The sequence below is a fragment of the Streptomyces tremellae genome (genome assembly GCF_039540215.1).
In the GTDB taxonomy this organism is placed as follows: domain Bacteria; phylum Actinomycetota; class Actinomycetes; order Streptomycetales; family Streptomycetaceae; genus Streptomyces; species Streptomyces tremellae.
The window spans coordinates 1-20,345 of record NZ_BAABEP010000011.1; the positions used below are offsets into that span (position 1 = coordinate 1).

A 20,345-nucleotide genomic window follows, 5' to 3' on the forward strand; every position below is an offset into this window, starting at 1 on the left:
GGGCGCGGCCCGCTCCCGCGCGGCCGCCGCCGCCCACCTGGTCGACCACCCCGCGCTCGCCGCAGCCCCGCACCGCGAGGTGGAGCAGCACCTGAGGGACGCCGAGTACGCGCTGCTCGCGCGCCGCCCCGAGCGGCCCGCACCGTTCCCGCTGCCCCCGGCGAGCCTGCCGCTGCTCCAGCTCACCCAGCTGGTGCGCGAACTCGGCGCCGTACGCCCGCTGTCCGGCGCCAAGCACCGCAGGACGCCGGAGCCGAAGCTCCGCCTGCTCGCCAGCTCGGCCGGCACCCCCGCCCCCACCGCGGAACGCACCGCCGACGCGGCCCCCGCCGGCGCCCCCGTCCCCTCCGTCGCCCGCGTGACCGCACATCCCGCGGGCTCCACGGCGCCCCCGCCATCGCGCGAGGACCGGATCCCGCGCTGAGCCCACGGCGAACTTCCTCGCGGTCGGACGGGCGCGGGGGGCAGGCTGCGTCGTATGGACGTGACCGAAGTGGTGCCGGGGCTGCGCATGCTGCGCTTTCCCGTGGGGGCTGCCTATCTGTGGCGGGACGGCGAGGAGCTGACGCTCGTCGACACCGGGGCCGCGGACCGCGGCGGGGAGATCGAGGCGGTCCTCGACGGTGTGCTGCGCCGGATCGTGCTGACGCACTGGCACGAGGACCACACGGGTTCGGCGGCCCGGCTGGCCGGGCGGTACGGCGCCGAGGTGGTCGCCCACCGGCTGGATGCGCCGGTGGTCCGGGGGGAGGCGGCCGGGGCGCCCCCGGTGCTTGAGGAGTTCGAGGTGGCGATCAGGGCGGGGATCCCGCCGCTGCCGCCGGCCCCTCCCTGCCGGGTCGACCGGGAGGTCGAGGACGGTGACGTCCTGGACTTCGGCGGCGGGGCCGTGGTGGTCGCCGTCCCCGGGCACACGGACGGGTCCGTCGCGCTGCACCTGCCGGGCCCCGGGATCCTCGTCACCGGCGACGCCGTCGCCAACGTGGGCAGGACGACACTCGGGGTCTTCAACACCGACCGCGCCCGTGCCGTCGCCTCGCTGCGCCGGCTGGCCGGGCTCGACGTCGGCACGGTGGTGTTCGGGCACGGCGATCCGCTGACCCGCGGCGCTGCGGCCGCCCTGCGTCGGGCGGCCGCGGCGGCATCGGCCGGCTGACGCGCCCGCTTCCTCCTGCTGTCCGGGCGCGGGCGTGCGGCTACGGGATGTTGCGGGCCATGACGATGCGCTGGACCTGGTTGGTGCCCTCGTAGATCTGGGTGATCTTGGCGTCGCGCATCATGCGCTCCAGCGGGTAGTCGCGGGTGTAGCCGTAGCCGCCGAGGAGCTGGACCGCGTCGGTGGTGATCTCCATGGCGGCGTCGGAGGCGTAGCACTTGGCGGCGGCGCCGAAGAAGGTCAGGTCCTCCTTGGCGGCGCCGCGGTGCACGCGCTCGGAGCGCGCGGCGGCCGCGTAGGTGAGCTGGCGGGCCGCCTCCAGCTTCATCGCCATGTCGGCGAGCATGAACTGGACGCCCTGGAAGTCGCCGACCGGCTTGCCGAACTGCTTGCGCTCCTTGACGTACCCCTTCGCGTAGTCGAGCGCTCCCTGGGCGATGCCGAGGGCCTGGGCGGCGATGGTGATGCGGGTGTGGTCGAGGGTCTTCATCGCGGTGGCGAAGCCGGTGCCCTCCTCGCCGATGATCCGGTCGGCGGGGACGCGGACGTCGTCGAGGTAGACCTCGCGGGTCGGCGAGCCCTTGATGCCGAGCTTCTTCTCCGGCGCGCCGAAGGAGACGCCCTCGTCGGACTTCTCCACGACGAACGCGCTGATCCCCTTGGTCCGCTTGTCGGGGTCGGTGACGGCCATCACCGTGTAGTAGTCGGAGACGCCGGCGTTGGTGATCCACCGCTTCACGCCGTTGAGGACGTACGCGTCGCCGTCGCGCACCGCGCGGGTCTTCATGCCGCCTGCGTCGGAGCCCGCGTCGGGCTCCGAGAGGCAGTACGAGAACATCGCGTCGCCCGCCGCCAGCGGCGGCAGGTACTTCCGCTTGAGCTCCTCGCTGCCGGAGAGGATCACGGGCAGCGAGCCCAGCTTGTTGACCGCGGGGATCAGCGAGGAGGACGCGCACACCCGGGCGACCTCCTCGATCACGATCACCGTCGCGAGGGCGTCGCCGCCGGCGCCGCCGTACTCCTCCGGCACGTGGATGGCGTGGAAGTCGTTCGAGACGAGGGCGTCGAGCGCCTCCTGCGGGAAGCGTGCCTCCTCGTCGACGGCCGCGGCGAACGGCGCGATCTTCGCCTCCGCGAGGCCGCGCACGGCCTCCCGGAGCGCGTCGTGCTCCTCGGCGGGGCGGTACAGGTCAAACGACGACCCAGTCGATCCGGCCACGGTCTCTCACTCCCAGGGAAGCTGCTCGCTGTGACGACGGCCCGGACGGCGGTCCGGGCGATGCTAACTACCGTTAAGTAACCCGATACTAGAGCGCCTGCCGCCCGATGGCATAGGTGAGCCGGGGCACAGGGAGGGCCGCGGCTATGCTCAGGCGGCGTCCCGACCGTCGTATGCATATGGAGCAGCGCATGGCCCTCAAGATCACCGTGATCGGCACCGGCTACCTCGGCGCCACGCACGCCGCGGCCATGGCCGAGCTGGGGTTCGAGGTGCTCGCGCTCGACGTCGTCGAGTCGAAGATCGACGCGCTGCGCGCCGGGCGCGTCCCGCTGTACGAGCCGGGGCTCGAAGACCTGCTCCGCAGGCATGTCGCGGGCATCGAGGGCTCCTCGGGGCGGCTGCGCTTCACGATGGACTGGGCCGAGGTCGCCGCCTTCGGCGACGTGCACTTCGTGTGCGTGAACACCCCGCAGAAGCAGGGGGAGTACGCCTGCGACATGTCGTACGTGGACAGCGCGGTCGACGCGCTCGCCGCGCACCTGACGGGTCCCGCGCTCGTCGTCGGCAAGTCGACCGTGCCGGTGGGCAGCGCGGAGCGGCTCGCGGCGCGGCTCGCCCGGCTCGCGCCCGCGGGCGACCAGGTCGAGCTGGCCTGGAACCCCGAGTTCCTGCGGGAGGGCTTCGCCGTCGAGGACACCCTGCACCCCGACCGCATCGTGGTGGGCGTGCGCAGCGAGCGCGCCGAGAAGCTGCTGCGCGAGGTGTACGCGAAGCCGGTCGCGGAGGGTACGCCGTTCGTGGTCGCGGACTACGCGACGGCGGAGCTGGTGAAGGCGTCCGCGAACTCCTTCCTCGCCACGAAGATCTCCTTCATCAACGCGATGGCCGAGGTGTGCGAGGCGGCGGGCGGCGACGTCGCTACGCTCGCGGAGGCGATCGGCTACGACGACCGCATCGGCAGGAAGTTCCTGCGCGCGGGCATCGGCTTCGGCGGCGGCTGCCTGCCGAAGGACATCCGCGCGTTCATGGCCCGCGCGGGCGAGCTCGGCGCCGACCAGGCGCTGACCTTCCTGCGCGAGGTCGACTCGGTCAACATGCGCCGCCGCGGCCACATGGTCGACATGGCGCGCGAGGCCGTCGGCGGCGACTCGTTCCTCGGCAAGCGGGTCGCGGTGCTCGGCGCCGCGTTCAAGCCGGACAGCGACGACGTGCGCGACTCCCCCGCGCTCAACGTCGCAGGGCAGATCCACCTCCAGGGCGGTCAGGTCACCGTGTACGACCCGAAGGGCATGGACAACGCGCGCCGCGTCTTCCCCACCCTCGGCTACGCGGACAGCGCGCACGACGCGGTGCGCGGCGCAGACGTCGTCCTGCACCTCACCGAGTGGCAGGAGTTCCGCGAGCTCGACCCGGAGGAGCTGGGCAAGCTCGCCGCCGTTCGCGTCGTCCTCGACGGCCGCAACGTCCTGGACGCGGGGCGCTGGCGCGCGGCGGGCTGGACGTACCGGGCGATGGGGCGGCCGAACGCGTAGCCCCTCGCGCGGGGGCGTCTGCCCGTGGCGGGCGGCTCGCGGGGCGGGGGCGTCTGCCCGTGGCGGGCGGCTCGCGGGGCGGGGGCGTGGGCCCTGATACGCCTGAGGCGTGACGGGCCCGAAATATGACGGGCCGCCCCGAGCCCTCAGGCGTGACGGGCCCGATAGTTCCGCATCTTGTTGCGGGCGCCGCAGACCGACATCGAGCACCAGCGGCGCCGCCCGGCCGGGCTCCGGTCGTAGTACGCCCACTGGCAGGTCTCGGCCTCGCACGCCTTGAGCCGCAGCCACGTCCCGTCGAGCGAGGCCCGTGCGACCGACTCCGCGACACGCGACCGCAGGTCGGCGCCGCGCGCCGTGACCGAGGCCGCGCCGTCCGCGCCCACGTTCACGCGCAGGGCCACGTCCGCGAGCAGTACGTCGAGCGCGTGCGCGGAGCCGTGCCCCGCGTGCGCAAGGCACGCCGCACGCAGCGCCTCCCGCAGCTCCTTCGCCGCGGGCACATCGGCGGCCGGGAGCCCGAAGGCCCGGCGCCCCGGCGCCGAGTCGAGGGTGTCGGTGCCGTCCTCGATGTCCCGGGTGTTCACCAGGTCCTGGATCAGCAGCAGCCCCTCGGGCGCGGAGGGTCGGTCGTTCATGGTTGCGACGGTACCGCGTTACCTGTTCAATGGGGATTACCGGTAACACCTGCACAAGGGGCAACGGGCGCCACGAGACGCGCACACCCCGGCGGACGCCCCCCGGCATAGCGCCCGCGCGACGACCGCCCCGACGCCCCTTCCGACAGCCCACCCACCGGAGGTACCCGCCATGCCCATCGCCACACAGCGTGCCATCGTCCTCGACGCGCCCGATCCCGTGGCCCTCGCGGGCTTCTACGCCCGGATCATCGGGGGCGAGGTGAAGGACGGCGGCGACGGCTGGGTCGACCTGGAGGGCGCGGTGGGCACCCGCCTCTCGTTCCAGGCCGCGCCGGGGCTCGTACCACCCGAGTGGCCCTCCGAGGACAAGTCCCAGCAGCTCCACCTGGACTTCACCGTCCCCGACCTGGACACCGGCGAACGCGAGGTACTAGCCCTCGGCGCGACCCCCCTCGACACCGACGCCCCGGGCCGCGACTTCCGCGTCTACCGCGACCCGGCCGGCCACCCGTTCTGCCTCTGCGTCGACTGACGCCGGCGTCGCCTCGTCTCTCCCAGGAGCCCCCGGGGCTAAGGTCTGAGTGCGACACGAAGCCCGGATACCCGAAAGGGGAAGAATGCCGAGAGTTGGCAAAGTGGTCGAGAGCCAGGCCGGCGTCGTCTAACACCCCAGGTCACGAAGAGTACTCCCCGCGCGTGCGGGGGTGGTCCCGGCGGCTCTTTTCCAGTTGACCATCGCCATCGGTGCTCCCCGCGCGTGCGGGGGTGGTCCCGACGAACGCTTCCAGCTTGCCGCCGCCGAAGCAGTGCTCCCCGCGCGTGCGGGGGTGGTCCCGTCACGCACGGGGTGTCATCGTCGTCCGGGTCGTGCTCCCCGCGCGTGCGGGGGTGGTCCCGCCGTGCTCCACGCCCGCGGGGAGCACGTAGAGTGCTCCCCGCGCGTGCGGGGGTGGTCCCGCCGCCCACCGTGGTCCCTGCCGGGGGTCCGGGTGCTCCCCGCGCGTGCGGGGGTGGTCCCCACCCCGTACAGGTCGTAGGGCCCCGCGAGCGGTGCTCCCCGCGCGTGCGGGGGTGGTCCCGACGCGGCGTGCCAGTTCGATGACACGAGGACCGTACTCCCCGCGCACGCGGGGCCGGCGCACTCCCCGCAGCGGGGCGCCCCCACCGTGCGGACACCCCCGCGCGCCCGGCGCCAGGTGCGTGCGCCGAGTAACGCCCTCTGCCTGGGGTGGCGGTGGGGGGCTATCGTCCAAGGGAGGCTCCTGGTAGGGGAGTTGCGCGATTTCGGAGGGGTTGTGGACGTGGGCGGGAATCTGACGTGGCGGCTGGGTGAGCAGGTCGACGGGCTGGGGTGGGGCGACCGTACGGCCTTCCTCGTGGAGGACGACGCCTGGACGTTCCGGGGGGTGTTCGAGGGGGCGGCCCGGGTCGCCCGGGGGTACCGAGGGGCCGGGTTACGGCCCGGCGACCGGGTCCTGCTCGCGCTGCCCGACAGCATCGAGATGGTCTGGTGCCTGCTCGGCGCATGGCAGGCCGGCCTCGTCGCGGTGCCGGTCAACGTCCAGATGAGCCGCGAGGACCTGACGCGCGACATCGGCACCGCCGAACCCGCCCTGATCGTGGCCGACCCCGAGACCGCTGGGTGGCTCGACGGCGCGGCACCCGTACCGGCCACCGGGGCGCGCGCGCTCGTCGCCGGCGAGCCCGACACCGAGTTCACCGGCGGCGGCGAGGACCCGGCGCTCGCCCTCTTCACCTCCGGTACCACCGGCGCCCCCAAGCTCTGCTTCTACCTCCACCGCGACCTCGGCCGGCCCCGTGGCCCGCAACAGGCCATCCGCGCGGGCGCGGTGGGGCTCTCCGTGTCGCGGATGTACTTCCTCGGCGGCCTCGGCGCCTCGCTCTTCACCACCCTGGAAACCGGCCAGGTCGCCGTGTTGTCCCGGCCCCGCGCCACCCCCGCCGCCGCGCTCGCACTCATCGGACGCCACGGGGTGACCAACCTGTTCGCGCAGCCGAGCTTCCTCGCGCGGCTGCTGCTCGAACCCGGCCACGCCGAGGTGTTGGGGCAGCTCCAACAGGTGGTGTGCGCGGGCGAGGTGCTCTCGGCGCGGCTGCGGGAGAAGCTGGTGCCGCTGCTGGGCAAGCGGCTGGTCAACGCGTACGGCGCGACCGAGATCGGCGGCATCGCCGTGGGCCCGCCCGCCGTGTACGACGTGCCGTCTGCGGTCGGGCAGCCGTTCGCCGACCGGCAGGTACGCATCGTCGACGGCGAAGGAAACCCCCTCCCCCTCGGCGCCCGGGGCGAGTTGCACATCCGCGTCCCCCTCGCCACGCGCGGCGTCGCCCGGGGCAGCCTCGGCCCGCGCCAGGAGGCCGACGTGTGGTGGCCCACCGGCGACCTCGCGTCGCTCGACGAGGACGGGGTCGTGCACGCGCACGGCCGGCTCGACGACGTCGAGGTCATCGGCGGGCAGAACGTCGTACCCGGCGAGGTGGAGCGCCTCCTCGAATCCCACCCGCGGGTGCTCGAAGCGGCCGTGAGCGCGGTGCGCCGCACGGCGGGTGACACCAGCCTGCGCGCGTACGTGGTGGCGTCCCCCGCGAACGGGGACGGCGAAGGCCCCGACACCGACGCCCTCGCGGCCGAGTTGGTCGGCCTCGCCCGTGACCGGCTGTCCTGGTACAAGGTCCCCGCCGACGTCGTCTGGCTGGACGCGCTGCCTCGCAACGGCAACGGGAAGGTCCTGCGCAGGAAACTCCGCGCCGAGGGCAACCAGTTCGCGTGAGGCGGGCGGGGGCCGGCCCCGTCAGTCCGGCGCGCGGCCGACCCCACCGATGCTCTAGCTTCTGCGGCATGGCTGACGAAATCTTCACACATCCCCGACTGGCGGCGCTCTACGACCCGTTCGACCCCGACCGCGGTGATCTCGTCCCGTATCTCGACCTCGCCCGGCAGTCGGGGGCCCGGCGCGTGCTGGACATCGGCTGCGGCACGGGCGTGTTCGCGCTCCTGCTGGCGGAACGCGGCATCGACGTCGTCGGCGTGGACCCGAGCCGGGCCTCGCTCGACGTGGCCCGCGCCAAGCCGGGCGCGGTACGCGTGCGTTGGCTCTGCGGGGACGCGACAGCGCTGCCGCCCCTCGCCGTGGACCTCGCCACGATGACGGCGAACGTGGCGCAGGCGATCGCCGCCCCCGACGCCTGGGAGGGCACGCTCAGCGGCGCCCGTGCCGCGCTGCGGCCCGGCGGGCACCTGGTGTTCGAGACGCGCGTCCCGGCGCGCCGCGCCTGGGAGGAGTGGAACCGCGAGGCGTCCCTCCGGGAGGTGGACGTCCCGGGCCTCGGCCGGGTCCGCGGCTGGGTCGAACTCACGGAGGTCGCGGGCCCGTTGGTGAGCTTCCGCTGGACGTACGAGTTCGCGTCGGACGGTCGGACCCTGACCTCCGACTCGACGCTGCGCTTCCGCGAACGCGAGGAGGTCGAGGCGGACCTCGCCACCCACGACTTCACCCTCCAGGAGGTCCGCGACGCCCCGGACCGTCCGGGTCGCGAGTACGTCTTCCTGGCCCGGCGGCCGTGACTCCGGCGGGCCGAGGAACGGCTACGCGCGGGCGGCGAGCGCCCGCAGTCTGGCCTCGGAGTCCGAGCCCGGCTCCGCGGTCCAGCTGAAAAGCTGCTGGCTGGGGACGGCGGTGCTGACCAGGGCCGCCCAGTCGAGGGTCAGCTCGCCGACGCGCGGGTGCCGGATCGTGTGGGTGCCCGCGCCGCGGACGGCCACGTGGTGCGCCGCCCACCAGCGGCGGAAGTCGGGGTCACCGGAGGAGAGGTCGTCGACCAGGGCGGCCAGTTCGGGATCGTCCGGGTGTTGCGCGGCCTCGCGCCGCAGCTGTGCGACACCGGCTGCCGCGACCCGCTCCCACTCGGGGTAGAGCGACCGCACGCCCGGGTCGAGGAAGACCAGCCTGAGGAAGTTCCGCTCGGCCCGCGGCAGTCGGGCGAAGTCGGTGAACAGCGCGGCCGCCGGCGGGTTCCACGCCAGGATGTCGGTGCGCAGGCCGATGACCACCGCGGGGACGGTCGTCAGGCCGTCGAGGATGCGCCGCAGGTGCGGCAGGACCCGCTGCGGCGGACGCGGTCGCCTGGCGGGGCCGAGGCCGGCCAGCTCGAAGGCGTAGTCCCGTTCCTCCTCGCTGAGCCCGAGCACCCGTGCGAGCGTGTCGAGCACCTGCTCGGAGGGCTGGCGGCGGCCCTGTTCGAGGCGGGTGTAGAAGTCCGGGCTGATGGAGGCCAGCGAGGCGACCTCCTCACGGCGCAGGCCGGCGACCCGCCGGCGGTGCCCGGTCTCCGCGAGCCCGAGGTCCGCGGGGCGCAGTTCGCCGCGGCGGGCCCTGAGGAAGTCGCCCAGCTCATTGCTGTGAGCATCGCCGCCCATGGGCGGAGCCTAACAGCGCCAGGACGGCGGCCACCGGGCCCGCGGACGCGGGCCAGGGCGGGCCTGGCCTGGCGGCCCTGCCTGGGACAGCCGTGTCCCAGGACGGCACCGGCCTCTCCCGGGGGCGGAAGGCACGTGCGACCGTGGCCGAGGAGCGCCGCGCGCTGCTCGCGCTCCGCTTCCCGTACATCCAGGAGGTCGCGCCATGCCGTACGACGATCTGCGGCACTTCGTCGAAACGCTCGAAGAGAGCGGGCAGTTGCTGCGAGTCCATGACGAGGTGGCGCTCGAACCCGACCTGGGCGCCGCGGGCAACGCGCTGGGCCGCTTCGGCGAACGCGCCCCCGCGCTCTGGTTCGACAACCTGCGGGGCTTCCCGGGCGCCCGGGTCGTGATGAACGTGCACGGGTCGTGGGCGAACCACGCCCTCGCGCTCGGGCTGCCGCCCGGCACCCCCGTGCGCGAGCAGGTCGAGGAGTTCGGCAGGCGGTGGGACACGTTCCCGGTCCCCGTCGAGCGCCGGGCGGACGCGCCGTTTTTGGAGAACGGCGTCGAGGGCGAGGATGTCGACATCTTCGGGATCCTGCCGCTGTTCCGGCTCAACGACGCCGACGGCGGCTTCTATCTCGACAAGGCGGCCGTCGTGAGCCGGGACCCGGACCGCCCGGACGACTTCGGACAGCAGAACGTCGGCACGTACCGGCTGCAGGTGATCGGCAAGCGGCGGCTGACCGTCATCCCGGTGGCCGTCCACGACCTGGGGCGGCACATCGCCGCCGCGGAGTCGCGAGGCGAGGACCTGCCGATCGCGATCGCGCTCGGCAACGAGCCCTCCATCCCCATCGTGGCGGGCATGCCGATCGCGGGCGGTGACTCGGAGTTCGAGATGTCGGGCGCGCTGCGCGGCGCACCGGCTCCGATCACCGCGGCGCCCGCCACCGGGCTCGACGTGCCCTGGGGCGCCGAGGTCGTCATCGAGGGCGTGGTGGAGGCACGTCAGCGGGTGCACGAGGGCCCGTTCGGCGAGTTCACCGGGCAGTACTCCGGCGGGCGCCGGGTGCCGGTCGTGCGCGTCGACCGGATCTCCTACCGCACCCGGCCGATCTTCGAGGTGCTCTATCTCGGCACGCCCTGGACCGAGATCGACTACCTGATGGGGCCGAGCACCTGCCTGCCGGTGCTCAAGGAGCTTCGCGAGTCGTTCCCCCAGGTGCGCGCGGTCAACGCGATGTACACCCACGGCCTGCTCACGATCGTCTCGACGGGGACGCCCTACGGCGGCTTCGCCCATGCCGTCGGCGTGCGGACCGCCACCACCCGCCACGGGCTCGGGTACTGCAAGGTCGTCGTCGTGGTCGACGACTTCGTCGACCCGTTCGACCTGCCGCGGGTGATGTGGGCGATCTCGACCAAGGTCGATCCGGGACGCGATGTGATCCGGCTGCCGTCGATGTCCATCACGCCCGCGGACCCCGGCTCCTCGCCGCAGGGGATCAGCGACAAGCTGGTCATCGACGCGACTACGCCGGTCTTCCCCGACCAACGCGGGGAGTACGCGACGCCGGTGCGGGACCTCGCCGACGCGGACGCGTGGTTCGAACGGCTCGCGGCGCTGCGCGGCGCCGCGGCAGCCGGGGCACCGGGCGAGGGGAGCCGGCGATGACCGCGCCGGAGAGGACGGTTCCTGAGATGTGCCCGCGCTGCGCCCACGAGGCGGTCGAGCATCTGGCGAGCTCGCCCCTGGCGGGGGTGTGGGAGGTGTACCGGTGCGACCTGTGCAACTACACGTGGCGCGACACCGAGCCGGAGAGCAGGATCCTCCGGTCCCGCTTCCCGGAGAAGTACCGGCTGACCCGGCGCGACGTCGAGCAGGCGCCTCCGTACCCCGGAGTCCCCCCACTGCGCGGCGACGCCTGAACGGGCACCGCCCGGCCGCGAGCACGTCGTCCTCGCCCGCCGGGGGCTACGGTTCCAGGAGGATGCGGAGCATGGGACACCCGGAGGGTGAGCAATGCCGGGACTCGGCGAAGTGGCCGAAACCTGCGTGGGCATCGCGTAGAAACCCAGCTCGCGGAGGGTAGTCCCCGCGCACGCGGGGGTGGTCCTCGACTCCTCTTTTTCGACGGGGCCCGTAGCGGGTAGTCCCCGCGCACGCGGGGGTGGTCCCGGGCCGGTGTCGTCGGCCGTGTCGATCTCGGTGTAGTCCCCGCGCACGCGGGGGTGGTCCCCGCGCCGGGGAGAGCGAGTGAGCCGCCTCACGGTAGTCCCCGCGCACGCGGGGGTGGTCCCGACGTGACGGCCGGGTCGGACCGCGGCGACGCGTTGTCCCCGCAGGCGCGGGGGTGGTCCCGACGCGGAACCTTGGACCGGTGCCGGCGTGTAGTGGGCCCCGCGTGCGGGGTGGCCCCGGGCGCACCCCGGCCGCGCGCGGCCCGTAACGGGGCGCGTACAACCCTTCGGCCCGTGCGGCGGTCTCACAGACACCTTCAACGCACGGCGCCCCCACGCCGGGTCGTTCAGTTGCTCAGTGGAGGAGCCTGTCGTGACCCAGGAACCGAACGTGCCGCAACCGCCGCAGCCGCCGCAGCCCCAGCAACCGCCGCAGTGGGGCGCCGCCTTCGCGGTCGAACCGCCGAAGGACCTTGGGCGGCGGCCGGGTTGGATCCGGAAGCGGGTCATCCTGCCGGTGACGGCTGGGGTGTTCGTCGTGGGCATCGTCATCGGTGCCGCCGCCGGCGGGGGCGGTGGCAGCAGCACGAACGCCAAGACCGCCGCCGACGCCAAGCCGCTCGCCGCACCGACCGTGACCGTGACCGCAGCAGCCGCGCCGGCGGCGAAGGCCGCTGCGAAGGCCGAGCCCGCACCGACCGTGACCGTGACCGCCACGGCGACGAGGACCGTGAAGGCGGAGGCGCCGGCCGCGCCCGCGCCCGCGAAGAAGAAGGCGGAGAGCGCTCCGAAGGGCAGGGTGCTGTTCAGGGTGTGGGGTTCGGCGCCCTCGGGGGCCGACATCACCTACGGGTCCGACAGCGAGAACATCGAGGGGCACGGCCTGCCCCTGAGCAAGACGCTGACGCTCTCGGACGACGCCATGTACTACGACGTCACCGCGCAGTTGTCCGGCGGCGGTGACATCCACTGCTCGGTCACCGTCGACGGGAAGACGAAGACCGGACACGCCTCCGGCGGGTACAACATCTGCTCGGCCCAGCTCTCCGAGGGCATCTTCGGGGGCTGGGAGTAGGAAACGCTCACGCCGCACCCTGCGGGCCCGCCCGCAGGGTGCGGGTGACGCCGGGGGTGGTGGCCGCGCCCACCAGGGTCACGGCGGCCAGGACCGCGACGCCCGCGCCTGTGATGCCGAGAGGAGGCATGAGGGCCGCCGAGCCGCCCAGGGTGATCAGGCACATCGCGGCCTGGAACAGGGCGAGCAGGGCGGTGCGGCCCTGGACCCTGAGGATGCCGAGGTAGAGCTCGACCAGGACGCGGGGCAGGGTGGCGAGCGCGAGGAGGCGCAGGACGGTGGTGCCGTGGGAGGCGTACGCGGTGCCGAAGGGTGCCAGGACCAGCGGGGCGAACGCCACGATCACCGCGACCGCCGGCACCAGCAGGACGGCCATCCTGCGCAGCGCCCCGCGCACGCCCGCGGCGAGTGCGCCGGGTTCGTACGAGGCGTGCGCGGTGAGCGAGGAGGCCATGTTGATGGCCATGAACTCCATGGTGCCGCCCACGGTGTACGCCGCGTAGAAGAACGCGTTGTGCGCCGCGTCGAACCGTACGGCCACCATCACCGGCAGCAGGTTGATCATGGCGAGGCTGAACAGCGAGCCCGCCGAGTCGCCCGCCATGAAGCGCCCGACGTCCGCGTAGCGCAGGGGCGGGTGCTCGCGCTGCTGCGCGGCCTGGCGCGGGATCAGCCTGCGGAAGACCAGCCAGCCCAGGGGCAGCAGGGAGAGCGCGATCGCCGCGGCCCAGGAGACGAACACACCGAGGACGGGCAGGGCCGCCGCGAGCACGGCGAGGAGCACCAGCTTCGCGAGGGAGAAGACCGTGTTGCCCACGGGCACCCAGAACGCTCTGCGCAGCCCCGTCAACACCCCTTCCTGCAAAGTGAGTACGGCCCAGGCTACGCAGGCCGCGGTGAAGACGAGGCCGGGGAGCGGGCCGCCGAGCGGCGCGTACGAGTCGCCCCAGCGGTGCAGTGTCGCGAGGAACACCAGCGACGCGGCGCACACCACCACCGAGCTGAGCCCGTAGACCCGCCACACCAGCGCCGCGGTACCGCGTCCCGCGCGGGGCACGTAGCGGACCACGGCGCCGATCATGGTGGTCGCGGTGATCGACGCGAGCAGCCGCATCGCGGCGATGGCGGCGGAGCCCTGACCGACCGCCTCCTCGGTGTAGTGGCGGGCCGCGACCACCCAGAAGCCGAGGCCGAGCGCGGCCGAGACGCCGGTGGAGAGCATCAGCGCGTAGGCGTTGCGGAACATCGGGCGGGCGTCGGCCTCGGGCGGGGCGCCGCCTGCCGCCGGGGCCCCCGGCAGGCCGGCCGGGTCAGCCACCGTCACGGCCCTCGCGGGCGGGGGCGCTGCGGGGCGGCTGTACGGGGGTGACGGGCAGCGCCGCGAGGACCGGGGCGATCTCCGCCGCCCTGCACGGGTCGACGGGGAGCGCGTGCCGGGCGAACCAGGCGGCGGGGCCGGGTTCGGGCGACGGGTCCGTGAACTCCTCGCCCGCGTAGGCGTCGAGCGGCGGGTCGTAGAGGTATCCGACGGTGATACGGCGGCGGGCGAGCGCGGCGAGCGCCGCGTCCCGGTCGGCGACCAGCAGCGGTACGCGGAAGAGGGGTTGGGGACGCCGGGGGCTCTCTCCCGGTGCGTGGCGAAGACCGGCGGGGATGGCGTTCAGGAGCGCCGCGGTGCCTGCGGCGTGGCGGGCCAGGCGGGCGTCGAGGCGTTCGAGGAGGCGCGTGGTGCGGCGCAGGCGCACGGGGCCGGGGGTGATGCGGTAGGGGTGCATGTCGACGCGTATCCAGGGGTCGAGCGGGTCGAGCCCCGGCACGGCCGCCGGTGCCAGTGCCCGCGCCAACTCGGCCGCGCGCAGCGGCATCCGGATCTCCGCGCGCTCCTCGGCGCCGAGGACGCGCAGTGCGGCGTGGGCCGCGCCGGTCAGCCGCAGGCCGCGCACGCCGGCTTCCGCGTACGGGCGCAGCGCGTAGAGCACCTCGGATGCGAACCGGGCCGGTCGCAGCAACTCGTCGCGTAATGCTTCCAGTCGGGGGCGAAGGGCGGGGTCGGCGAAGGCCAGGAACCCTCCGGTCCCTGCGCCCGCGTGCTTCGAGAGGCTGAACACGGACGCGTCGCCCACGGCCCCGACGTGCCGCCCGTCGGTGTGGACGCTGCCGATCGCGTGCGCCGCGTCCTCGATGAGCGGGATGCCCGACGCGTCGCAGCGGGCGCGGAGTTCGGGGGCGGGGTCGGGGTTCCCGTACAGGTTGGCGGTGAGGACGGCGGACAGGCCGCGCCAGGTCGCCTCGGGTACGGCCCCGAGGTCGATCGTCCCGTCGAGCGGGTTCAACGGCGCCTGTACGGGCCGCAGTCCGGCCGCGAGGACGACGAAGAAGATCACGTCGTCGTTGACGGGCGACATCAGGATCCGCCCGCCGGGCCGGCACCAGTGCCGCAGCGCCACGTACAGGCCGAGCCTGCACGACGGTGTGTACAGGCACTCCCTGCCGAGGCGCCGCCGCATCAGCGCTTCGAGCGCCGCGCGGCCCCCCGGACGGCCTTCCCCACGTGCCATGCGGATTCCCCCCTGCCCCGGCGCCCAATGTGGCTCATACCGGACGGGGCGTCAACACGGCCCCCGCTGGGCCTGTCCCGCGCACACGCCCCCGCAGGACAGGCCGACGCCCCCGCGGGGCGCTTCCCGCGGGGGCGTCCGTGGCGGCGGGCACGGTGCGCCCGGCCGTGCCGCTCGTCGCTACTCGTCCAGCGTCAGGCCCCTGCGGAGCTTGGCCAGGGTCCGCGACAGCAGCCGCGAGACGTGCATCTGCGAGATGCCGAGTTCCTCGCCGATCTCGGACTGCGTCATGTTGGCCACGAAGCGCAGCGAGAGGATCTTTCTGTCCCGGTGCGGGAGGCCGGCGATCAGCGGCTTGAGCGACTCGATGTACTCGATGCCCTCGATGCCGTGGTCCTCGTAGCCGATGCGGTCGGCGAGGGTGGCCTCGCCGCCGTCCTCCTCCTCGGGCTGTGCGTCCAGCGAGCTCGCGGTGTACGCGTTGCTCGCCGTCATGCCCTCGACGACCTCTTCGCGGGTGATGCCGAGCGCGTCGGCGAGCTCGCCGACGCTCGGGGCGCGGTCCAGCCGCTGGGCCAGTTCGTCGCTGGTCTTGGCGAGGTCGAGCCGCAGCTCCTGGAGCCTGCGCGGGACGCGCACCGACCACGACGTGTCGCGGAAGAAGCGCTTGATCTCGCCGATGATCGTCGGCATGGCGAAGGTGGGGAACTCGACACCGCGGCTCAGCTCGAACCGGTCGATCGACTTGATCAGACCGATCGTGCCGACCTGGACGATGTCCTCCATCGGCTCGCTGCGGGTACGGAAGCGTGACGCGGCGAACTTCACCAGGGCGAGGTTCAGCTCGACCAGTGTGTTGCGCACGTAGGCGTACTCGTGGGTGCCCTCTTCGAGGGCTTCGAGCCGGGCGAACAGGGTCTTGGACAGGACACGCGCGTCGACCGCGTCCATGTCGGCGAGGGCTTCCTGCGACGGGATGTCGGGCGGCGGAAGCAGTCCTGCGTCCGCGGAAGGAGCCGTGGCGGGCGCGGAGGTGCGCGCCTCGACGGCGGGGGCCGCGGAGGCCTCCGCGTCAGGACCGTACATCCAGGATGTGACGTCGGTCACAGAAAGTTCGTGCGTTGATGCCGACGGCGCGATCGGGGTACGCGGTTCGTCGAGCCGGGGTGACATGGTCTCCTCCATCGTTCTCGGCAATATGGCTGCCGATACCGGTGCGCATTGACTGCGGCGTGCGGCGCCTCCCAGGCCGTGCCGTGTGCGGATGTGTCTTCTTCTAGCCCTACCCGGTAGGCGCAGACCGTTGCAAGTCCCAATTGTCCGCTTTGATAGGCAATGTTGGCTACTTCGGCTACCCCGCGGCCGGTGAAAGGCGTAATGTTCTGCGGGCGTCCGCCGTCGGCCGGGTTCCGGAGCGGACGCCGATCCCCACAGCCCATCGGGCCCGCCGTCGCACGGCGCGGCCTGCGCGCGGGGAGCGACCACGGCACGAAACACCACACGGCAATCACGGCGAAAAGGGGCGGAATGGACCGCCAGACGGTCGGCAGTACGAACCAGGGCCGGCTCAGGGTCGAGGTTCGCACCGAGGGCCGCAGCGAGGTCGTTACGGCGGCGGGTGAACTCGATCACCACACGGCCGAACTGCTGCGAGCCCCGCTGGACGAAGCGCTTGATCAGGGGCGGTCACGGCTGGTGATCGACTGCTCGCAGCTGGAGTTCTGCGACTCGACCGGGCTCAACGTGCTGCTCGGGGCCCGCCTCAGGGCGGACGCGGCCGGCGGCGGTGTCCACCTGGCCGGGATGCGGCCCGTGGTCGCCCGGGTCTTCGAGATCACCGGCGCCGACGCGGTCTTCGGCGTGCACGCGTCGCTGCACGACGCGCTGGCGGAGTGAGCGTGTGAGTCCGGTTCCGGCGGGGTGCTGTGACGGCACCGGGTGTTGTGCCGCGGCGTCGGGTGTTGTCCCGACGCGTTCGGGCAGAAGACTCCCGCAGGCAGCACACTCCCCTGTTATCACTCTCTGTGCAGCAACCATGGCAACTCGGCGAATCGGTGAGGTGAAGCGCTGATGAGCACCACCCGGCAGCCACCGCCGGGCGACCTCGGCCCCGAGCCGGACGCCGGCCAGGTGTCCGTGTCCGAGGGCACGAACCGCACGCTCATGCTGGACAGTGCCAGCGGCGTCGTCCCGCTGGCGCGCGACTTCACCCGCCAGGCGCTCTACGACTGGGGCTGGCTGCCCGCGGCGACCCCGGACGCGCGGGCGGCGGCAGAGGATGTCCTGCTGGTCGTCTCGGAACTGGTCACGAACGCGTGCCTGCACGCCGAGGGCCCCGAGCGGCTGCGGGTGTCGACCGCGGCGAAAGTACTGCGCCTTGAGGTCACCGACCGGGGTGAGGGCAGGCCCGAGCCGCGCACCCCGCACCGGGCAGGGCGGCCCGGCGGCCACGGCATGTTCATCGTCCAGCGCCTCTGCCTCGACTGGGGCGTACGGCACGACCCGGACGTCCCCGGCAAGACGGTGTGGGCGGAACTGGCGGCTCCGGCGTAACGGAGGGCCCCCGGCGGGCCCTGGGACCCGTCGCAGGTCCCGGACCCACCACCACCCGCGCCCCACGCCCCCACGACGCCCCGACGCACGGCGCACGACGGCGCACGGCGCACGACGGCCCCGGCCGGCTCGCAGCCGGTCGGGGCCGTCGGCGCGGGGCCCTCTGCCGGGCGCGGGAGCGGCCTCAGTGGATCTCCCCCATCAGCGCCCGCACGCGGCGCCGGTACATCACCACGGCCACACCGGCGAGCGTGGCGAGGCCGGCTTCCAGCGCCACGACGCCCGCGCCGCTCAGGTCCACCTTGGCGAGGGAGAGGAGGCCGGTCACCGAGTCGCCCGCGGTCACGGCGAGGAACCACACGCCCATCATCTGGCTCGCGTACTTCTCCGGCGCCATCTTCGTCGTCACCGAGAGGCCCACCGGCGAGAGGCACAGCTCACCGACCGTCTGGATCAGATAGATGCCGACCAGCCAGACCGGGCTGACCAGCGTCCCGCCGACCGCCATGGTCAGCGGGATCAGGAAGAAGAAGAACGAGACGCCGACGAAGACCAGCCCGACCGCGAACTTGACGACCGTGCTCGGCTCCTTGCCGCGGCGGTTCATCCAGAGCCAGAACCAGGCAAGCACGGGCGCGAGCGCCATGATGAAGACGGGGTTGAGCGACTGGTACCAGGACGTCGGGAACGACAGGCCGAGCAGCGAGTCGGACGCCTTGCCCGTGCCGAACGCCTGGACCGTGGAACCGCCCTGGTCGTAGATCATCCAGAAGACCGCGGCGGCCACGAAGAACCAGATGTACCCGGACATCTTGGTCTGCTCGCCCGTGGACAGCGACCGGTCCCGCTTGATCCGCCACAGCACCCCGGCCGGTATGACCAGGCCCGCGACGGTCAGCGGGACCATCGCCCAGTTCATCGTGAAGTGGCCGCTCAGTCCGATGATCCCGTACGCGACGACCGCGACGATCAGCCACAGCAGGCCCTTGCGCAGCCATGAGGCGCGTTCCTCGCGGGTCAGCGGCTGAGGCACCCGGCTGCTCTCGGGACTCAGGTGGCGCGTGCCGATGAGGAACTGCGCCAGACCGAGGGCCATGCCGACGGCGGCGAGCGCGAAGCCCAGGTGCCAGCTGTACTTCTCGCCCACAGTGCCGATCGTCAGCGGGGCGAAGAAGGCGCCGATGTTGATCCCCATGTAGAAGATCGTGAAGCCGCCGTCCCTGCGCGGGTCGTTGGGGCCGTCGTAGAGGTGGCCGACCATCGTCGAGATGTTGGCCTTGAGCAGGCCGGAGCCGAGCGCCACGAGGGCGAGCCCGACGAAGAACGTGCCCGAGCCGGGCAGCGCGAGCGTCAGGTGCCCCACCATGATCGTCCCGGCGGCCACGGCCACCGTCCTGCGCGGGCTCCACACCCGGTCGCCGAGCCAGCCGCCCGGCATCGCGAGCAGGTAGACCAGCGAGTTGTAGATCGAGTAGATCGCGGTGGTGGCGGCCAGGTCCATGCCGAGGCCGCCCCCGTGCAGGCCCTTGGACGCGTCCGGGCCTCCGGACAGCAGATAGATGGTGAGCAGCGCCCGCATGCCGTAGAAGCTGAACCGCTCCCACATCTCGGTCATGAAGAGGGTGGCCAGACCGCGCGGGTGGCCGAAGAAGGTCTTGCCGCTGCCGGGTGGGCTCGGCACGTCCTTCGTCAGTGTGGTCGCCATGGTGTTCCTAGCTCGTGGGGGGCGTGCCGGCCGTGGGGGCCGCACGTCGTGGGGGCGTGGCGGCCCGGGGGCCGCACACCGTGGGGGCCGCGGGGATCCGTGGAGGGACGGGGCGCCCCGCGGGAGGCCGCCGCCCGCACGCGGGGCGGGGAGGCCGCCCGCACACGAAAAAGACCTTTGGCAGCGTCATCGCCAAAGGCCCTCCAGTCGTACTACAGGCTCTGCATCACCATACGGCACATCATGGAGCCATATAGAAGGACTTGAGATATCAATCACAGGTTACGAGTGGGGGAAACACCCGATTCGAAGGCCGAACGCTACGTCACCGTCTGTACCGCAGGCGCGCCCGAGGGTTGCCCTACCGCCGTCGCCTGCGGACTACCATCACCACATGACCCGTGTACTGCTCGCCGAGGACGATGCATCCATCTCAGAACCCCTGGCCCGCGCCCTTCGCCGGGAGGGGTACGAGGTCGAGGTCCGCGAGGACGGACCCTCCGCTCTCGACGCGGGCCTTCAGGGTGGTATCGACCTGGTCGTCCTCGATCTCGGCCTGCCCGGCATGGACGGGCTCGAAGTCGCCCGCAGGCTGCGGGCCGAGGGCCACGCGGTGCCGATCCTCGTCCTCACGGCGCGCGCCGACGAGGTCGACACGGTCGTCGGGCTCGACGCGGGCGCCGACGACTACGTGACCAAGCCGTTCCGCCTCGCCGAGCTGCTCGCCCGCGTCCGGGCCCTGCTGCGGCGCGGGGCGAGCGAGCCCCAGCCCGCCCCGGCGACGCACGGTGTGCGGATCGACGTCGAGTCGCACCGGGCGTGGATGGGCGACGACGAGCTGCAGCTCACCGCCAAGGAGTTCGACCTGCTGCGGGTGCTGGTACGGGACGCTGGCCGGGTCGTCACCCGCGACCAGCTGATGCGCGAGGTCTGGGACACGACCTGGTGGTCCTCAACCAAGACGCTCGACATGCACATCTCCTGGCTGCGCAAGAAGCTCGGCGACGACGCGGCGAACCCGCGGTACATCGCCACGGTGCGGGGCGTCGGCTTCCGCTTCGAAAAGAGCTGAGGCCGCCGCCCGCCGGGGCCCGGTGCCGGCGGGCGGCGGCCGGTGGGGCCCGGTGCCGGCGCCGCCCGGCGGGGGCCCGCGCTGACGCCGGGGTCCGCATGGGGGCGGGCGGCCACGGTGTCGGGTTGCGGGGTTGCGGGGTTGCGGGGTTTGTCCCTGTGTGGGGCGCTTGCAGCGCCCCCGCGGTCGCGGGCCCGGTTTCGCCGACGTCCGGTGGGCGCGAGGCC

17 protein-coding genes, 2 pseudogenes and 2 CRISPR repeat arrays are annotated in these 20,345 nt (G+C 73.2%); of the genes and pseudogenes, 12 read left to right on the plus strand and 7 right to left on the minus strand.

Annotated elements, in window-relative coordinates:
• Positions 1 to 424 (plus strand): annotated as a pseudogene (locus ABEA77_RS10820) (hypothetical protein); the annotation flags it as partial.
• 54 nt (positions 425 to 478) lie between these two features.
• Positions 479 to 1,156: an MBL fold metallo-hydrolase gene (locus ABEA77_RS10825; protein WP_345644605.1), complete on the plus strand. Its 678-nt coding sequence runs from the start codon at positions 479 to 481 to the stop codon at positions 1,154 to 1,156.
• Between the two features lie 40 nt (positions 1,157 to 1,196).
• On the opposite strand, the gene ABEA77_RS10830 is transcribed toward ABEA77_RS10825, so the two are convergent.
• Positions 1,197 to 2,375 carry an acyl-CoA dehydrogenase gene (locus ABEA77_RS10830; RefSeq protein WP_345644608.1) on the minus strand — a complete coding sequence of 393 codons (1,179 nt, stop codon included), beginning with the start codon at positions 2,373 to 2,375 and terminating at the stop codon, positions 1,197 to 1,199.
• A gap of 191 nt (positions 2,376 to 2,566) precedes the next feature.
• Between ABEA77_RS10830 and ABEA77_RS10835 the strand changes: the two genes are divergently transcribed.
• Positions 2,567 to 3,910: a UDP-glucose dehydrogenase family protein gene (locus ABEA77_RS10835; RefSeq protein WP_345644610.1), complete on the plus strand. Its 1,344-nt coding sequence runs from the start codon at positions 2,567 to 2,569 to the stop codon at positions 3,908 to 3,910.
• 146 nt (positions 3,911 to 4,056) lie between these two features.
• On the opposite strand, the gene ABEA77_RS10840 is transcribed toward ABEA77_RS10835, so the two are convergent.
• The gene (locus ABEA77_RS10840; protein WP_345644612.1) at positions 4,057 to 4,548 is read right to left on the minus strand and encodes a CGNR zinc finger domain-containing protein; all 492 of its coding nucleotides are present in this window, start codon (positions 4,546 to 4,548) and stop codon (positions 4,057 to 4,059) included.
• 172 nt (positions 4,549 to 4,720) lie between these two features.
• Between ABEA77_RS10840 and ABEA77_RS10845 the strand changes: the two genes are divergently transcribed.
• The 3 genes from ABEA77_RS10845 (at position 4,721) to ABEA77_RS10855 (ending at position 8,134) form a co-directional block, all read left to right on the plus strand.
• A complete protein-coding gene (locus ABEA77_RS10845; protein WP_345644614.1) occupies positions 4,721 to 5,083 on the plus strand; it encodes a VOC family protein in 363 nt (120 codons plus the stop codon).
• A 151-nt stretch (positions 5,084 to 5,234) separates the two neighbouring features.
• Positions 5,235 to 5,631: direct repeats of the CRISPR family, unit length 30 nt; unit sequence GTGCTCCCCGCGCGTGCGGGGGTGGTCCCG.
• Between the two features lie 221 nt (positions 5,632 to 5,852).
• A complete protein-coding gene (locus ABEA77_RS10850; protein ID WP_345644617.1) occupies positions 5,853 to 7,340 on the plus strand; it encodes a class I adenylate-forming enzyme family protein in 1,488 nt (495 codons plus the stop codon).
• A 68-nt stretch (positions 7,341 to 7,408) separates the two neighbouring features.
• On the plus strand, positions 7,409 to 8,134 hold the full coding sequence (locus ABEA77_RS10855) for a class I SAM-dependent methyltransferase (protein WP_345644620.1): 726 nt from the start codon (positions 7,409 to 7,411) through the stop codon (positions 8,132 to 8,134).
• A gap of 21 nt (positions 8,135 to 8,155) precedes the next feature.
• On the opposite strand, the gene ABEA77_RS10860 is transcribed toward ABEA77_RS10855, so the two are convergent.
• On the minus strand, positions 8,156 to 8,986 hold the full coding sequence (locus ABEA77_RS10860) for a helix-turn-helix domain-containing protein (protein WP_345644622.1): 831 nt from the start codon (positions 8,984 to 8,986) through the stop codon (positions 8,156 to 8,158).
• Between the two features lie 205 nt (positions 8,987 to 9,191).
• Here ABEA77_RS10860 and ABEA77_RS10865 point away from each other — a divergent pair, with 205 nt between their 5' ends.
• The 3 genes from ABEA77_RS10865 (at position 9,192) to ABEA77_RS10875 (ending at position 12,230) form a co-directional block, all read left to right on the plus strand.
• A complete protein-coding gene (locus tag ABEA77_RS10865; RefSeq protein ID WP_345644624.1) occupies positions 9,192 to 10,649 on the plus strand; it encodes a non-oxidative hydroxyarylic acid decarboxylases subunit C in 1,458 nt (485 codons plus the stop codon).
• Complete coding sequence (locus ABEA77_RS10870) at positions 10,646 to 10,903, plus strand: non-oxidative hydroxyarylic acid decarboxylases subunit D (protein WP_345644626.1); 258 nt, start codon at positions 10,646 to 10,648, stop codon at positions 10,901 to 10,903. The genes ABEA77_RS10865 and ABEA77_RS10870 overlap by 4 nt, the downstream gene beginning before the upstream one ends.
• A 160-nt stretch (positions 10,904 to 11,063) precedes the next feature.
• Positions 11,064 to 11,336: direct repeats of the CRISPR family, unit length 29 nt; unit sequence GTAGTCCCCGCGCACGCGGGGGTGGTCCC.
• A gap of 192 nt (positions 11,337 to 11,528) precedes the next feature.
• Positions 11,529 to 12,230, plus strand: a complete 702-nt coding sequence (locus ABEA77_RS10875) for an MmpS family transport accessory protein (protein ID WP_345644628.1) — start codon at positions 11,529 to 11,531, stop codon at positions 12,228 to 12,230.
• A 31-nt stretch (positions 12,231 to 12,261) separates the two neighbouring features.
• Here ABEA77_RS10875 and ABEA77_RS10880 read toward each other — a convergent pair.
• From ABEA77_RS10880 to ABEA77_RS10890, 3 genes and pseudogenes are all read right to left on the minus strand, one after another.
• Positions 12,262 to 13,554: pseudogene (locus ABEA77_RS10880) on the minus strand (lipopolysaccharide biosynthesis protein); the annotation flags it as partial.
• A complete protein-coding gene (locus tag ABEA77_RS10885) occupies positions 13,541 to 14,788 on the minus strand; it encodes a DegT/DnrJ/EryC1/StrS family aminotransferase (protein ID WP_425588253.1) in 1,248 nt (415 codons plus the stop codon). The pseudogene ABEA77_RS10880 and the gene ABEA77_RS10885, both read right to left, overlap by 14 nt.
• A gap of 180 nt (positions 14,789 to 14,968) precedes the next feature.
• Complete coding sequence (locus ABEA77_RS10890) at positions 14,969 to 15,961, minus strand: RNA polymerase sigma factor SigF (protein ID WP_345644630.1); 993 nt, start codon at positions 15,959 to 15,961, stop codon at positions 14,969 to 14,971.
• Positions 15,962 to 16,315: 354 nt separating this feature from the next.
• On the opposite strand from ABEA77_RS10890, the gene ABEA77_RS10895 reads away from it, so the two are divergent.
• Complete coding sequence (locus tag ABEA77_RS10895; RefSeq protein WP_345644632.1) at positions 16,316 to 16,684, plus strand: STAS domain-containing protein; 369 nt, start codon at positions 16,316 to 16,318, stop codon at positions 16,682 to 16,684.
• A gap of 174 nt (positions 16,685 to 16,858) precedes the next feature.
• Positions 16,859 to 17,341 carry an ATP-binding protein gene (locus ABEA77_RS10900; RefSeq protein WP_345644635.1) on the plus strand — a complete coding sequence of 161 codons (483 nt, stop codon included), beginning with the start codon at positions 16,859 to 16,861 and terminating at the stop codon, positions 17,339 to 17,341.
• A 184-nt stretch (positions 17,342 to 17,525) separates the two neighbouring features.
• Here ABEA77_RS10900 and ABEA77_RS10905 read toward each other — a convergent pair whose 3' ends face one another.
• The gene (locus ABEA77_RS10905) at positions 17,526 to 19,046 is read right to left on the minus strand and encodes a peptide MFS transporter (protein ID WP_345644638.1); all 1,521 of its coding nucleotides are present in this window, start codon (positions 19,044 to 19,046) and stop codon (positions 17,526 to 17,528) included.
• Positions 19,047 to 19,440: 394 nt separating this feature from the next.
• Here ABEA77_RS10905 and ABEA77_RS10910 point away from each other — a divergent pair, with 394 nt between their 5' ends.
• Positions 19,441 to 20,118: a response regulator transcription factor gene (locus ABEA77_RS10910; RefSeq protein ID WP_345644641.1), complete on the plus strand. Its 678-nt coding sequence runs from the start codon at positions 19,441 to 19,443 to the stop codon at positions 20,116 to 20,118.
• Positions 20,119 to 20,345: the final 227 nt, after the last annotated feature.

Coding starts and splice junctions, on each gene's coding strand:
- ABEA77_RS10825 (WP_345644605.1), top strand. CDS start 479: ATGGACGTGACCGAAGTGGTGCCGGGGCTGCGCATGCTGCGCTTTCCC.
- ABEA77_RS10835 (WP_345644610.1), top strand. CDS start 2,567: ATGGCCCTCAAGATCACCGTGATCGGCACCGGCTACCTCGGCGCCACG.
- ABEA77_RS10840 (WP_345644612.1), bottom strand. CDS start 4,548: ATGAACGACCGACCCTCCGCGCCCGAGGGGCTGCTGCTGATCCAGGAC.
- ABEA77_RS10845 (WP_345644614.1), top strand. CDS start 4,721: ATGCCCATCGCCACACAGCGTGCCATCGTCCTCGACGCGCCCGATCCC.
- ABEA77_RS10855 (WP_345644620.1), top strand. CDS start 7,409: ATGGCTGACGAAATCTTCACACATCCCCGACTGGCGGCGCTCTACGAC.
- ABEA77_RS10860 (WP_345644622.1), bottom strand. CDS start 8,986: ATGGGCGGCGATGCTCACAGCAATGAGCTGGGCGACTTCCTCAGGGCC.
- ABEA77_RS10865 (WP_345644624.1), top strand. CDS start 9,192: ATGCCGTACGACGATCTGCGGCACTTCGTCGAAACGCTCGAAGAGAGC.
- ABEA77_RS10870 (WP_345644626.1), top strand. CDS start 10,646: ATGACCGCGCCGGAGAGGACGGTTCCTGAGATGTGCCCGCGCTGCGCC.
- ABEA77_RS10885 (WP_425588253.1), bottom strand. CDS start 14,788: ATGGCACGTGGGGAAGGCCGTCCGGGGGGCCGCGCGGCGCTCGAAGCG.
- ABEA77_RS10890 (WP_345644630.1), bottom strand. CDS start 15,961: ATGTCACCCCGGCTCGACGAACCGCGTACCCCGATCGCGCCGTCGGCA.
- ABEA77_RS10895 (WP_345644632.1), top strand. CDS start 16,316: ATGGACCGCCAGACGGTCGGCAGTACGAACCAGGGCCGGCTCAGGGTC.
- ABEA77_RS10900 (WP_345644635.1), top strand. CDS start 16,859: ATGAGCACCACCCGGCAGCCACCGCCGGGCGACCTCGGCCCCGAGCCG.
- ABEA77_RS10905 (WP_345644638.1), bottom strand. CDS start 19,046: ATGGCGACCACACTGACGAAGGACGTGCCGAGCCCACCCGGCAGCGGC.
- ABEA77_RS10910 (WP_345644641.1), top strand. CDS start 19,441: ATGACCCGTGTACTGCTCGCCGAGGACGATGCATCCATCTCAGAACCC.